General features: G+C 72.7%; 12 protein-coding genes. 5 read left to right on the top strand and 7 right to left on the bottom strand.

Features of this window, described 5'->3' with window-relative positions:
* Positions 1-8 precede the first annotated feature (8 nt).
* From ACIPUC_RS10915 to ACIPUC_RS10895, 5 genes are read left to right on the top strand one after another with little or no spacing between them, the layout of a single operon-like run.
* Positions 9-1,247, top strand: a complete 1,239-nt coding sequence (locus tag ACIPUC_RS10915) for a cytochrome P450 (protein WP_446588572.1) — start codon at positions 9-11, stop codon at positions 1,245-1,247.
* A 54-nt stretch (positions 1,248-1,301) separates the two neighbouring features.
* Positions 1,302-2,564, top strand: a complete 1,263-nt coding sequence (locus tag ACIPUC_RS10910) for a LeuA family protein (protein WP_446588570.1) — start codon at positions 1,302-1,304, stop codon at positions 2,562-2,564.
* Complete coding sequence (locus tag ACIPUC_RS10905) at positions 2,548-4,533, top strand: aconitase family protein (protein WP_446588568.1); 1,986 nt, start codon at positions 2,548-2,550, stop codon at positions 4,531-4,533. The genes ACIPUC_RS10910 and ACIPUC_RS10905 overlap by 17 nt, the downstream gene beginning before the upstream one ends.
* Positions 4,530-5,564: an isocitrate/isopropylmalate dehydrogenase family protein gene (locus tag ACIPUC_RS10900; RefSeq protein ID WP_446588566.1), complete on the top strand. Its 1,035-nt coding sequence runs from the start codon at positions 4,530-4,532 to the stop codon at positions 5,562-5,564. The genes ACIPUC_RS10905 and ACIPUC_RS10900 overlap by 4 nt, the downstream gene beginning before the upstream one ends.
* Positions 5,557-6,795, top strand: a complete 1,239-nt coding sequence (locus ACIPUC_RS10895; protein WP_446588564.1) for an aminotransferase-like domain-containing protein — start codon at positions 5,557-5,559, stop codon at positions 6,793-6,795. The genes ACIPUC_RS10900 and ACIPUC_RS10895 overlap by 8 nt, the downstream gene beginning before the upstream one ends.
* On the opposite strand, the gene ACIPUC_RS10890 is transcribed toward ACIPUC_RS10895, so the two are convergent.
* The 7 genes from ACIPUC_RS10890 to ACIPUC_RS10860 all read right to left on the bottom strand — a co-directional run bounded on the left by ACIPUC_RS10890 (position 6,792) and on the right by ACIPUC_RS10860 (position 13,410).
* Positions 6,792-7,556 carry a hypothetical protein gene (locus ACIPUC_RS10890; RefSeq protein ID WP_446588562.1) on the bottom strand — a complete coding sequence of 255 codons (765 nt, stop codon included), beginning with the start codon at positions 7,554-7,556 and terminating at the stop codon, positions 6,792-6,794. The genes ACIPUC_RS10895 and ACIPUC_RS10890 overlap by 4 nt on opposite strands.
* Positions 7,540-9,153 carry a substrate-binding domain-containing protein gene (locus tag ACIPUC_RS10885; RefSeq protein WP_446588561.1) on the bottom strand — a complete coding sequence of 538 codons (1,614 nt, stop codon included), beginning with the start codon at positions 9,151-9,153 and terminating at the stop codon, positions 7,540-7,542. Before ACIPUC_RS10885 ends, ACIPUC_RS10890 begins: the two co-directional genes overlap by 17 nt.
* Positions 9,150-10,397 carry a hypothetical protein gene (locus tag ACIPUC_RS10880; RefSeq protein WP_446588559.1) on the bottom strand — a complete coding sequence of 416 codons (1,248 nt, stop codon included), beginning with the start codon at positions 10,395-10,397 and terminating at the stop codon, positions 9,150-9,152. The genes ACIPUC_RS10885 and ACIPUC_RS10880 overlap by 4 nt, the downstream gene beginning before the upstream one ends.
* A 121-nt stretch (positions 10,398-10,518) precedes the next feature.
* A complete protein-coding gene (locus ACIPUC_RS10875; RefSeq protein WP_446588557.1) occupies positions 10,519-10,818 on the bottom strand; it encodes a DUF1876 domain-containing protein in 300 nt (99 codons plus the stop codon).
* Between the two features lie 73 nt (positions 10,819-10,891).
* On the bottom strand, positions 10,892-11,092 hold the full coding sequence (locus ACIPUC_RS10870; RefSeq protein ID WP_446588555.1) for a DUF5988 family protein: 201 nt from the start codon (positions 11,090-11,092) through the stop codon (positions 10,892-10,894).
* Between the two features lie 51 nt (positions 11,093-11,143).
* Entirely contained in the window at positions 11,144-12,373 is a 1,230-nt protein-coding gene (locus ACIPUC_RS10865; RefSeq protein WP_446588553.1) for an amino acid kinase family protein, read from the bottom strand.
* A complete protein-coding gene (locus ACIPUC_RS10860; RefSeq protein WP_446588551.1) occupies positions 12,361-13,410 on the bottom strand; it encodes an aspartate-semialdehyde dehydrogenase in 1,050 nt (349 codons plus the stop codon). Before ACIPUC_RS10860 ends, ACIPUC_RS10865 begins: the two co-directional genes overlap by 13 nt.
* Between the last annotated feature and the right edge of the window lie 11 nt (positions 13,411-13,421).

Genomic DNA, 13,421 nt, shown 5'->3' with positions numbered 1-13,421 from the left:
GCCGCACCATGACCTCAGCCCCCGCCACCGTCCCGGACCTGACCGACCCGCTCACCCACCTGCCCCCCGACGGCCTGGACGAGGTCTGGGCGCACCTGCGCCGGGAGGACCCGGTCCACTGGCACCCGGGCGGCACCGACACCCCCGGCTTCTGGGTCCTCACCCGGCACGCCGACGTCTCGGCCGTCCTGCGCGACTCCACCCGCTTCACCTCGGAGCGCGGCAACGTGCTCGCCACCATGCTGCACGGCGGTGACAGCGGGGCCGGGAGCATGCTCGCCGTCACGGACGGGCCGCACCACACCGCCCTGCGCACCCTCCTGCTCAAGGCGTTCTCCCCGCGCGCCCTGGAGGGCGTGGTGCGGCAGGTGCGCCGGACCAGCCGGCGGCTCGTCACCGAGGCGCTGGAGAACGGGGGTTGCGACTTCGCCCAGGACATCGCCTCGTACGTGCCGCTCGCCACCATCTGCGACCTGCTGGCCGTGCCCGAGTCCGACCGGGAGTACATCCTCACCCTGACCAAGTCGGCCCTGGCGTCGGACTACGCCAGCCTCCAGGAGGGCGAGGACCGCCTCGCCCGCGCCGAACTGCTCATGTACTTCCACGATCTGGTCCGCCACCGCCGCCTGCACCCCGGTACCGACGCCATCAGCCTGATGGCGACGGAGCCCGCGGGGTCCACGCTGCTGGACGACGACGCCGTCGTCCTCAACTGCTACAGCCTGATCATGGGCGGTGACGAGACCAGCCGCCTCTCCATGATCGGCGCCGTGCGGATGCTGGCCCACGACGCCGGGCAGTGGCAGGCGCTGCGGGAGGGCACGGCCCCGCTCAAGGAGGCCACCGAGGAGGTCCTGCGCTGGACCACCCCCACCCTGCACTTCGGCCGGGCCGCCACCGACGACGTCGAACTGCACGGCCGCACCATCGCCAAGGGCGACCTGGTCACCCTCTGGCTCTGCGCCGCCAACCGCGACGAGCGCGTCTTCACCGACCCGCACCGCTTCGACCTCGCCCGGACCCCGAACAAGCACCTCTCGCTCGGCTACGGCCCGCACTTCTGCCTGGGCGCCTATCTCGGCCGGGTCGAGATCACCGCGATGCTCGACGCCCTGCGGACCTTCGTCGGCTCCATCGAGCAGACCGGCGCGGAGCAGCGCATCTACTCGAACTTCCTCACGGGCATGAGCAGCCTGCCCGTCTCGCTCAGCCCCCGTCCCGGGCCCCTTCCCGCCTGGCAGGAATGACCGCCGGAACCTGCCCTTCTTCCCGTACCACCACCAGAGCACGCGGAGGTCGCAGTGAACAGCAACACCGGCCGCAATGCGCACCCCAGCCCCGACGTCTGGTTCAACTGGAACAGCGTCGAAGGGGTGCCGGCCACCCCGGCGCCGGCGTACACGGGGAAACTCTTCGACGAGACGCTGCGCGACGGGCTCCAGGCTCCGAACATCCGCAACCCGTCGCTGGAGCAGAAGCTGACGCTGGTGGAGCACATGGCCCGCACCGGCGTCCACTCGGCGGACCTCGGCTTCCCCGGATCGGACCCGGTCGCCCTGAAGGAATGCGTGGAGATCGCCCGGTACATCGCCGAGAACCGGCTCCCCCTCGTCCAGGGCTACGCGGGGCGTACGCACCCGGCGGACATCGACGCGATCTGCGAGATAGCCCAGCAGGCCTCGGTGCCCGTCGACGCCTACCTGTTCATCGGTGTCAGCCCCATCCGCCAGTACGTGGAGGACTGGGACCTCGCCACCATCCAGCGCCACGTCCGCGAGTCCGCCGTCGCCTGCCGGCGCGAGGGAGTGGAGTTCGTCCTGGTCCTCGAGGACGCCGTACGGTGCACCCCGGAGGTGCTCGCGGGGGTGTACGACGCGGCCGTCGAATCCGGGGTGGCCCGCCTCACCCTGTGCGACACCGTGGGCGCCGCCCTACCGGGCGGCGCGGCCTCGCTCATCCACTGGTCCCGGCGCTACTTCCTGGACCGCGGCCATCCGGTCGCCTTCGAATGGCACGGCCACAACGACCGCGGACTGGCCCTGGCCAACTCGCTCACCGCCCTCGCCCTGGGCTGCGAGCGCGTCCACGGAACCGTCCTGGGCATCGGGGAGCGGGCCGGGAACGCCTCCCTGGACCAGCTCATCGTCAACACCCACCTGGACGGGCACGACAGCTACGACCTCAAGGCGCTGCGCGACTACTGCGACTACGCGGCGCCCGTGCTGGGAGTCGACATCCCGCAGAACTATCCCGCCCTGGGCCGCGACGTGTTCAAGACGAGTGCCGGGGTGCACGCCTCCGCGATCCTCAAGGCCCACGAGAAGGGAAACCTGCTCGTCAAGGACAGCGTGTACTCCAGCGTCCCCGCGAGCTTCCTGGGCCGGGAACAAGAGGTGCTCATCGACGAGGCGTCCGGCACCAACAACGTCAAGTACTGGCTCACCGTCAACGGTTACGACAGCTCCAACGCCGCCTACCTCAAGAAGGTGCTGGCGAAGGCCAAGTCCACCCGCGGCCCCCTCACCGACGAGCAGATAAGGCAGATCATTGCGACCGCCGAGTGACATCACGGACGGCGCCGCCGAGCGCCGCACGATCCGCCTCCGGGGCAGCGTCCTCGTCGTGACCGAGGACACGGACGCGCTCGCCGCCCAGCTGGACGGCAGCAGCCGCCTCACCACGGCCCAGCTGCTGCGCACCCCGCTCATGAACAACATCTCCACGGACGAGATGATCCCCGGCTGGTGCTGCTACTGGTACGACGAGAAGCTCGGCGACTACGCCTACCTGGGCCTGCGCGGCAAGCGGGTCGGCGAGGGCGCCCTGCGCGCCTTCGGCCCGCAGATCATCGTCAGCGGTGAGGCGAAGGGCTGCGGCTCCTCCCGGGAACACGCCGTCTACGCAGAGAAGTACGCGGGCGTCGAAGTGGTCTTCGCCCGGTCCTTCGAGCGGATCTACGAACAGAACTGCCGCAACGTCGGCATCGTCACCTGCGACGACTTCGAGCTCCTCGACGCGCTGCTCGCGGGTGAGGAACTGCCGCTGGAGGCCTTCACCCGCCGGGCCAACGAGATCGAGCGCGCCGTCGTCGACCTCGGAGGACTCTTCGGCTTCAACCGGACCGGATCCCGCATCGAGCCCGCGTTCGAGGCCGACCGCCCCCTCAACGTGGTCGAGAAGATCATCCAGAGCCGGCTCTCGGACCGCAACCCGCTGCCGGCGGACGCGAGCGTGCGGATCGGCCAGTCCTACTTCGTGAGGACGGACGTCCGCTTCTCCCACGAGTACGTCACCCCCATGGCCGCGGGCATGTTCACCCAGCAGTTCGGCCCCGGCGCCGTCCTGGCGGACCCGCAGTCCGTGTACTTCTTCCAGGACCACCTGTCGCTGGCCGCGCCGGTGCTGGCCCGGCGCGCGAACGGCGCCGAGCTGATCGAACGGGTGGAGAACCTCGGCAGCCGGCAACAGGAGTTCGCCGCCCTCAGCGGCGGCAACTTCATCGGTCCCGCGCCGGACGGCGGCAGCCGCGCGATCTGCCACAACCACATCGTCGAACACGTCGCCCGGCCCGGCGACGTGATCATCGGCACCGACAGCCACACCTGCACGGCCGGCGCCGTGGGCGCGTTCGCCTTCGGCGTGGGCGCCACGGACATCGCCAACTCCTGGTACAACCGCGAGATCCTGCTGAAGGTCCCGGCCGTGATCCGGATCAACCTGCTCGGCGCACTGCGCCCCGGCGTCTGCGCGAAGGACGTCATGCTCGGCCTGCTGCGGCATCCCGCCATCGAAGGCAGCCAGACCCTCGGCAAGGTCCTCCTGTTCACCGGACCCGGCTGCGCCGGGCTGTCCATGGACGAACGCGCCACCCTGTGCAACATGGCCGTCGAGGCGGGCGGCATGACCGCCCTGTTCGAGCCCGACGCGATCACCCGCGCCCACCTGGCCCGGCGCGATCCCGCGGAGCCGCCCGGCAGCGCCCTCACCTCGGACGAGAACGCCGCCTACGCCTCGGTCGTCGACATCGAACTGGCCGGGACCGAGCCCATGGTGGCCCTGCCCGGCGACCCGCGGAACTCCGTCCCCCTCGCCACCATCCGCGAGGAGGTGAAGGTCGACAAGATCTACGGCGGCTCCTGCACCGGCGGCAAGGCCGACGACATGGACATGTACGCCAGCGTGTTCGAGCGGGCCCGGGCCCGCGGCGCGCGCGTGCCCGCCGACGTGCAGGCGTTCATCCAGGTCGGCAGCGAGGCCGTGATGCGGTACGCGTCGGAGCGCGGCTACCTCGAGCTCTTCTCGGAGGTCGGCGTGACGGTCCTGCCCCCCTCCTGCGGAGCGTGCATCAACGCCGGTCCAGGGGTCTCCGAAAACGCGGCCGAGGTGACCGTCAGCGCCCAGAACCGCAACTTCCCCGGACGTTCCGGGCCCGGGCAGGTCTACCTGGCCTCGCCCTACGTCGTCGCCGCCAGCGCCATCGCGGGCCGGCTCAGCTCGGTGGAGGACATGTTCCCGATGCGGACGGGCTCATGAAGATAGCGGTGGTCCCCGGTGACGGCATCGGCCGGGAGGTCGTCCCGCCGGCCCTCGAGGTCCTGGACCAGCTCAGCGGGGAGTTCGGCCTCGGGATCGGGTACGAGGTCTTCGACTGGGGCGCGGACCAGTGGCTGAGCAGCGGCGTGGGGCTCCCCGAGGGGGCGCTCGACATGCTGTCGGAGCAGTACGCGGCCGTGTTCCTGGGCGCCCTGGGCGATCCCAGGATCCCCGACATGGCCCACGGCCGGGACATCCTCCTCGGCATGCGCAGAGGACTCGACCTCTACGTCAACCACCGCCCGCTGACCCTGCCGACGGGCCTGGTCGACGTCTACCGCGAGAACACCCAGGGGCTCTACTCAGGGGTCGGCGGCACGGTGCTGCAGGGCGGGCTGGCCGGAGTCGCGATCGACGAGTGCGTGTACACCCGCCCCACGGTGGAGAAGTTCGTCCGGTACTGCCTGCGCCGCCTCGCCGAGGGACAGCGGGGGCGCGTCGTGCTCGTCCACAAGTCCAACGCCGTACCGCACACCGGGAGGCTGTGGCAGGAGGTGTTCCGCCGTGAGCTGGAGGACTTCCCGCAACTGGAGGGATCCGAGGAGTACGTCGACTCCTTCTGCTACAACCTCGTGCGCGATCCGTCCCCGTACGAGGGCGTCGTCACCTCCAACCTCTTCGGCGACATCATCAGCGACATCGGCGCCGCGCTGATGGGCGGTCTCGGCCTCGCCGCGAGCGCGAGCATCTGCCCCGAGACGGAGTTCGCCCTCTTCGAACCGGTGCACGGCAGTGCCCCCGACATCGCCGGGAAGGGGGTGGCCAACCCGTACGCCGCCCTCCTGTCCCTGGCCATGATGCTCGACCACCTCGGGCACGGGGCACCGGCCGCCGTGCTGCGCCGGGCCCTGGCCGGCGCGCTGCGCAGCAGCGCGGCCACCCCCGACCTCGGCGGCCGGGGGACCACGGCCCGGTTCACGGCCGAGGTGACCACGCGGATCGGCCGCGAAATCGAGGCGCGCCATGCGTAGGCGCGTCCCGCCGCCCGGACTGGCCGGCCGGACCGACGCGGCCGGCAGCTCGGTGATCCGCGAGGCCCTCGCGCTCACCGCCCGGCCCGAGGTGATCTCCTTCGCGGGCGGCCTGCCCGCCTCGGAACTGATCGACACGGACGGCATCCGCGCCGCGTACGACCAGGTGCTGCGCGAGGCCCCGCTCCGTGTCCTGCAGTACTCCGTCACGGAGGGGGACCCCGACCTGCGCGAGGCGGTCGCCGCGCGGCTGGTCCGGGGCGGGCTCGCCGCCCGTCCGGACGGCCTCCTCGTCACCACCGGCGCGCAGCAGGCCCTCACCCTGCTGGCGACCGTCCTGCTCGAACCGGGCGACACCGTGCTCGTCGAGGAGCCCACGTACCTGGCCGCTCTGCAGTGCTTCGGCTACGCGGGTGCGCGTGTGGTCCCGGTGCCCACGGACCGGCACGGCATCGACGTCGAAGCCCTGGCGGACGCCGTGGAGCGCGAGCGGCCCAAGCTGCTCTACCTGGTGCCCGACTTCCAGAACCCGACCGGGCACACCCTGCCGCTGGACCGGCGCCGGGAGGTGGCCCGCCTGGCCTCGGCGCGCGGGTTCTGGATCGCCGAGGACGATCCGTACGGCGAACTGCGCTTCCGCGGCGCCCGGCTGCCGTGGATCTCCGCCCTGGAGGGCGCCGCGGACCGGACCGTGCTGCTCGGCAGCCTCTCCAAAGTGGTGGCACCGGGCATGCGGCTGGGCTGGCTGCACGGGCCGCCCGGGCTGCGCCGGGCCGCCGTACTCGCCAAGCAGGCCCTCGACCTGCACAGTTCGACCGTCGACCAGGCGGCCGCGGCCCGCTACCTCCGCAACCACGACCTCGACGCCCGGCTGGAGCGGGTCCGGGACCTGTACCGCGAACGCTGCGACACCCTGCTCGAGGCGCTGCCGCAGGTGCTGCCCGCCGGCAGCACCTGGAGCCGTCCCGACGGCGGGATGTTCGTCTGGGTCCGGCTGCCCGACGGCTGGGACGCGGCGGCCCTGCTCCCGCACGCCGTGGCCCGGGACGTCGCCTACGTGCCCGGCGCCCCGTTCTTCGCCGGGCGCCCCGACCCGGCCACGCTCCGGATGTCCTTCGCCACCCACGGACCGGCCGGCATCGGGGAGGGGATGCGCCGGCTGGCCACGACGTTCGCAGGGGCGGCCCCGGCGGAACAGGGCCGGGTGCACGCCGCGGCGGGCACCGCCTAGCGGAAGATCGCCATCGCCTGGACTTCGAGGACCCCTTCGTCCGGGTTCCACTCCTGGACCTTGCCCAGGCAGCGGGCCGAGAAGGTGCCCCGGGGGACCTGGTTGCGCAGCCCCTCCGTGGCGCAGGTGACCCGGACCCGGGGGTCCCGGGACGGGTCGGCCGGATCCCCGTACGGGGCGAGGAACACGGTGGAGCCGGCGCGCTCCGGGTCGTCGCCGGTCGCCCGGAACCGGCCCCGGATCAGGACGAAGCCCTCGATGTCGCGCAGCCGGACATCGCCCTGCGCGCCGGAGGCCGTGCGCAGCAGGGCGGGGCTGCGGGTGACGGACTGGCTCGGGAGGTCGACGTGCACGATGACGCGCTTCTCCTCCAGCACCTTCATGATCAGGCCGATCACCGTGATCGGTTCCGCGACCTCCAGGTAGCGGCTGACGATCTCGGTGTTCTCCTTGCGGCCGCCGTCCGCGCCGACGCCGAAGACCTTGGCGCGGACGGTGCCGTCCTTGCTGTCGCTGGTGCGCTGTTCGACCTCCTTGCGCAGGGCGGCCGTGTACCCGCGCATCTGGTAGTGGTCCATGACCGTCTTGTCGTGCAGGTAGAAGCAGATGCCGTCGGTGAGGTCCTGGGCGGCGGCCCGCCGGGTCCGGACCAGCCGCAGCACCGCCACGGCCAGGAGCGCCGCGAGGCCCGTCCCGGTGGCCGCCCACAGCAGCATCCAGGGCCACCACACGGCCCACCACGCTTCACTCGTGACACCCACGGATCTCCTTGAAGGCATTGAGGAGGGACTGCCCGGTGGCATCGGCCATGTGCCCGCCGGTGGCCCGGGCGGCCCGGTCGAGCTCCCGCGGGTCCGCCTCGCCGTACCGGACGGTGTACGTGCGCACGGCGCGGGCGGCCGGCGGCAGGGCCGCGTACCGGGCGAGGAACGCGTCGAGGCTCATCCCGGCGTTGTTCTCCCCGTCGGTCATGAGCACGATGGAGACGCGCTGTCCGGCGTCCTTCGCCACCGCGTCGGCCGCCGTCCGGTAGCCGTGGTCGAGGGCCGACCATACGGCGGTGCTCGCGTCGAAGCCGTCGTCGGCGACCGTCGCGCGCAGCCGTTCCAGGTCGGCGGCGCCCGTGTACGTCACGGTCTGCTCGTCCAGGACGCGGCCGCCGAAGCGCACCACCGTGACGGTCTCGCCCTGGTGGAACCGGGCGAACTTGCCGGAACGGGAGCCGTCCGCGCCGCTGAGCCCGGCCATCGTGGTGCGCAGGCCCGCGATCCGCTCGCCGCGCATGGACCCGGAGAAGTCCAGCAGGAAGATCACCCGCGCCGGGCGGCCGCTGCGCGCCTCGGCGTAGTCGGCCAGCAGCCGGTCGACGACGGCCTGGCTGTCCGGGAAGTACAGGGCGTTGCCGAGCGGGGCGCGCAGGCTGGGCACGCGCGTGAGGCCGGGGTCGACCGGCCGGCGCAGCGTACGTTCCATGATCTTCCGCTGGACCGGCTCGCTCCGCAGCCAGGCCGTCAGCCGGTCGTACGCGGCCCGCTTGGCCGGATCCAGCAGCATCAGCGGATAGTCGGACAGCACGATGCCGTCCTTCGGGTAGACCAGCTCCAAGGGCACGCGCAGGGTGCCCGCCCGGTTGAGCGCGAGCAGCTCGGACTCGTAGGTGATCAGCCCGTCGAGGCCGTCCTCGCCCCGGGCGTACGCGTCGGTGAGGCGGCCGGAGGAGTCCTCGGTCACCGCGTGCCCGGCGAAGAAGCCGCGCAGCCGGTCGCAGGAGACGTCCTCGGGGCGCAGCGCGCCACCCGTCCCCGCGGCCGCGGTCGCGACGCCCACCAGTGCGGCGAGCCCGCTGTTCGAACTCCGGGGATCGGCCATGGCGTACTTCAGCGTGCCGGCCGCCGCGGCGTCCGCCAGGTCCGCCCACGACAGCTGCCCGTCGGGGGCCGTCCGCCGCAGCCGCTCGGCCACCTCGGGCTTGAGGCCGACGGCGACGGGGGAGCGCATGGTGCTCGTCGACAGCGGACCGTCGGGCCGGCGGCCGGCCTCCTTCAGCAGGAGCTGGAAGGGCCGGGAGGAGGAGAGCCAGGCGAGGTCGTGCCGGTAGGGGCCGCCGACCAGGGAGGCGGTGGCCTCGACGGTGCCCTGGTACTCCATCGCCAGCGTGATGCCGGTGTCGCGGTGCAGCTCGTCCAACAGGGGCTCCATGTCGGCGAGTTCGGAGCTCGCGAGCACCCGCAGGGTCACCGGCTCGTCCCCGTCCCCGGTGCAGGAGGTGAGCGCGGCCAGGACGCACAGGCAGGCCGCCAGGGCGAGCGCGGCCGGCGTCCGGCGGCGGAGCCGGCCGTTCCCGGGCCGGGCCGTCACGGCGCCCCGTCCGGGAGCGGGGCGGGCGGGCAGTCGCCCACGACGGAGATCATCTGCTCCAGCGGGCGGATGCGGGGCATGGGCGAGCGGGTGTCGTCCGCGCGCAGGGCGGGCACCGGGACGTGCCGCTCGGTCAGGAAGCGCGACAGCTGGTCGCCGGCGACCTCGCCCGCCGGGTCCAGGATCCGGAAGCCCAGCTCCATCGCGCGCCGGCGCAACTCCGGGTCCTTGACGATGAGATCGCCGAGCCTTTCGCCGCCCTCGGTGTTCAGCGCGATGAACTGGGGCTGGGTGACGAACTGGGTGGAGGGGTAGAGCAGAACCCGCTCGGAGTCGAGCCGGTCGGACTCGGAGCGGTACCGGACCTGGTAGGTGAGGTACTGGTGCTCGTACGCCACGACCACGGGGGCGATGCCCTTGCCCTCGGGCGAGAGGTACGTCCGGAACACGTCGGCGGCGGGCAGGCCCTGCTCCATGAGGTGCTTGACGGAGTTCGCCCGGATGGTCGCCTCCTGCGTGGTGGAGGGAACGTCGGGGCCGTCGCCGCGCCAGGTGAAGGAGACCAGCGCCAGGTAGGTCCCGGCCGAGTTGGAGCTGCACACGTCGGGGCTCTGGGCGACGATCCGGTTGGCGTTGGAGATCCCGTGCCGGCGGATGCCGAGGTCGTTCCAGCGCTGTCCCCGGTCGATGTTGTCGAGGAACTTCTGCATGTCCAGCGCGTAGTAGAGCGGCTGGTCCGCCCCCTGGGCGGGGAGCGGGGTGGCGATGCCGGCGTCGTGCAGGGTCTCGGCGTACTCCCGGTAGGTCGCGAGCACCAGGGGGCTCACGAACGGCCGGTGCACCTTGGCGTACTGGCCGGCCGCCCCGCGGACGCCGGTGATCAGGTCCCCGGCCGGCTGACCGGAGGGGAAGACGAAGTCGAAGGCGGCGAGGTCCCGCAGGGCGACCTCGCGCGAGCCCGAACTGGTGACGTGGACCTTCACGCGGTGTTTCAGCAGGATCCGCTGGACCTCCTCGTCCTCGAAGAAGTCCCGCTTGGAGGCCATCTTGCCCTCGAGGACGACGACGCTCTCGAAGGGCAGCAGCAGATTGCCCGACACCGCCAGCGTGGCCAGCCCCGTCAGTACGGTGGCCAGCGCCGGCAGGAAGAACAACAGCAGGCCCCGCCGCGACCACGAACCGGACGACCGGCGCCGGACGGCCAGCCGGGGCTCCTCGACGACCGGTCTCTCCCCGACAACCACCCATGCCCCCCAGCACGCCGTGTCACCCTCGAAGCGGCAGCATCCACCGCCCGGTTGGCCATTCACGCACAGTCAGGCCAATCCCGCGTTAACAACTGCGGTAAAAACGTGGAGAGTTGGCTCAGGTGTCGGCGTCTTCCGGCCATCCGTAACCCGTGCGCGGATCGGGGGGTACGGCGCCCATCGCGGCCAGGTCCCGGTCGGCCGCGCGCATCAGCTGACCGGCCAGGTCCCGCATGGCCCGGCTCGCGGCGAGCTCGTCACCGATCGCGGGGACGTCCACGTCCTGCGGATTGCAGTGCGCCGCACCGCGGCCGACCATCGTCGACTTTCCGTCCTTGTCGAGCACCGCCCGGGCCTTGGTCGTACCGCCCTCCTCGATCAGGTAGACGCCCACCTTCCATTCCTCGGCGTGTGTCATGACATGCCTCCTCACACCCCGGCTCCACCCTGTCTCCAGGATGCATCCGGGTGCGCGGTACCGGCCACTGCTGCTATTCGGCGATCTCCGTCCGCTCCCACCACTCGTATACGGGCAGCTGCCCCTGCGGGCTGTCCTGGCGCCGCGACGTGGGCTTGAAGTGCTCGTATCCGCCACGGTGCGGGATCTTCAGGTCTTCTCCGGGGGCGGGGGCCGCGACGATCCGATCGGACAGGTCGTCCGGGCCGCCCACGAGTACTGCGCTGTCTGCCATGCCTCCAGTCTTCCGACCCCCGCGTGCGTCCGCATGTCGAACCCGGGGCGCTCAGCGCGCGCCGTCCCCCGCCGCCGGGACCGGCCGGGAGCCGAACAGGACGTCGCTGTGCGGGGAGCGCGCCTTGACCGGTGCCGGTATGGCCGGGCCCGCGGCGCCCACCGCGTCCGGGTCCGCGTCCGCGTCCGGGTAGAGCAGGGCGTGGCACCGTCGGGCCTCGGCGTCCGCGTCGGCGCGGGACACCAGGACGTGCTCGGCCCGGCCGTCGGCGCGCACCGTGGTGATCAGGCACAGGCCGTCGTGCCGCCGCCCGGCGCCGAGGTGGTGCGCCGTACCCCGGACCCCGGCCGGCGCCACCAGGTAGGTGCCGCTCGCCGAGTCGAACTCCGTGGTCCGCAGCCCCTCCGCCAGCAGCCCCCGGGCCGCAGCCCGGCGCTCCGGCCCGGACCGGAAGCGCCAGACGTCGCTGCCCTTGTGCGCCACGACCGCGGCCGCCTCGGGACCCTCTCCCACCACGGTCCCGTCCCCGCCCGCGCCGCCGGTCCACGGGAAGGGGCGGCAGTGCAGCCGCACGTCCCCGCGCTGCGCCCAGTCCACGGCGCTCTCGTGGACGACCTTGGCGCCGTGCCGCGACATCCGCCGCACCCCCTCGTAGCTGATCGCGGGCAGCGTCCGCGCGGCCGGCACCAGATAGGGGTCCGCGGTGCACACTCCGGGCACGTCGGAGAAGAGCACGCAGGTGCCGGCGCCCAGCGCCGCGGCCATCGCCGCCGCCGACAGGTCGGAGCTGTTGCGTCCCAGCATCACGGTCCGGCCGGCCGCGTCGACCGCCTGCCCGCCCGGGACGACCAGGACCGGGCAGTCCTCCAGACCCGACAGCAGCACCGCGGGGTCGGCCCGGACCAGCCTCGCCCGGTCGGCCGGCCCCTCGCCCAGCAGCCCGGTGCCGCCCGCGGACAGCGCCAGCGCCGGGACGCCCTCGGCATCGAGCGCGGCCGCGAGCAGGGCGACGCTCACCGTCTCGCCGCTGGTCAGCAGCATGGCGGCGACCGGTGCGGGCGGATCGTCGGCCAGCACGTCGAGGGTCTGCTGGAGCCTGCCCGTGGTGCCGGACATCGCACTCACCACGACGACCACGGGCCGCTTCTCGTCGGCCACCCGACCGGCCGTGTACCGGGCCACGCGGGTGTAGCCGTCCAGGTCGGCGAACGCCGAACCGCCGAACTTGACCACCAGCGGGCCCCGGTCCGGTCCGGCGCCGGCGCCGGTCAACCCAGCCACCCCTTCTCCATGGCGAGTTCCACGATCTGCAGGGCGTTCAGCGCCGCCCCCACCCACAGGTTGTCGGCGACCACCCACACCGCCACGGCCCGCGGGTCCTGCGGCTCGACCCGGATCCGGCCGACGTGGACCAGCGCCCGGTCCTCGGGCCGCGCGAAGACGGAGCGGGGCATCGGGTACGAGGGGCTGTCCGACCGGGAGTAGACCCGCAGCCCCGGGGTGGCCGTCAGCGCCTTCTCGACGGCCGCCGTGGTGACCGGCTCGCGCAGCCTGACGTGCACCGCCTCGGAGTGGCAGTGGAAGACCGGCACCCGCACCGCCGTGGCGCTCACCCGCAGCTCGGGCAGGCCGAGTATCTTGCGCGGTTCGCGGACGAGTTTGCGTTCCTCGTGGGTGAGCCCGGAATCGTCCTGGAGACCGATCTCGGGCACGAGGCTGAAGGGCAGCGGCTGCCCGAACCGCCCGCCCGGCTCTCCCTGCGCCCCGGGGTCGTCCAGGACCGTCCGGGATCCCGCGGCCAGTTCCTCCAGCCCCCGCAGGCCACCCCCCGACGCCGCCTGGTAGGTGGCCACCACGACGCTCTCCAGCGAGGCGAGTTCGTGCAGCGGCTGGAGGGCGCGCACCAGTTGGATGGTCGAGCAGTTCGGATTCGCCACGAGGCCGGAGGCCGGCCGTACCGCGAGGGCGCCGGGGTTGACCTGCGGTACGACGAGCGGGACGTCGGGCCGCATCCGGAACGCGGAACTGTTGTCGACGATCAGCACACCGGCCGCGGCCAGCCGCTCCGCCTCCCGGTTGCTGACGTCCACGCCCGCGCAGAAGACGGCCACGTCCAGACCCCGGGGGTCGAGATCCTCGACCGTGACCAGCGGGGCCAGGGGCAGGGACAGCGCGAGTTCGGCGCCCAGGTCCCGGCCGACGCTGCGCGCCGAGCCGACCGGCACCACCTGTTCCACCGGCACGATCCCGCTGTCGAGCAGGGCCAGGCACTCCCTGCCCACGGCGCCGGTGGCGCCGATTATCGCGATGCGCAGCATTCCCGTCCTCC

This window comes from Streptomyces sp. LARHCF249 (assembly GCF_052871255.1).
The sequence above is the reverse complement of the archived record's forward strand: the minus strand, read 5'-3'. Positions and strand labels throughout refer to the sequence as shown.

Excerpts from the sequence above, each read along its gene's own strand:
- ACIPUC_RS10915 (WP_446588572.1), top strand. The coding sequence starts at position 9 with ATGACCTCAGCCCCCGCCACCGTCCCGGACCTGACCGACCCGCTCACC.
- ACIPUC_RS10900 (WP_446588566.1), top strand. The coding sequence starts at position 4,530 with ATGAAGATAGCGGTGGTCCCCGGTGACGGCATCGGCCGGGAGGTCGTC.
- ACIPUC_RS10895 (WP_446588564.1), top strand. The coding sequence starts at position 5,557 with ATGCGTAGGCGCGTCCCGCCGCCCGGACTGGCCGGCCGGACCGACGCG.
- ACIPUC_RS10875 (WP_446588557.1), bottom strand. The coding sequence starts at position 10,818 with ATGACACACGCCGAGGAATGGAAGGTGGGCGTCTACCTGATCGAGGAG.
- ACIPUC_RS10870 (WP_446588555.1), bottom strand. The coding sequence starts at position 11,092 with ATGGCAGACAGCGCAGTACTCGTGGGCGGCCCGGACGACCTGTCCGAT.
- ACIPUC_RS10860 (WP_446588551.1), bottom strand. The coding sequence starts at position 13,410 with ATGCTGCGCATCGCGATAATCGGCGCCACCGGCGCCGTGGGCAGGGAG.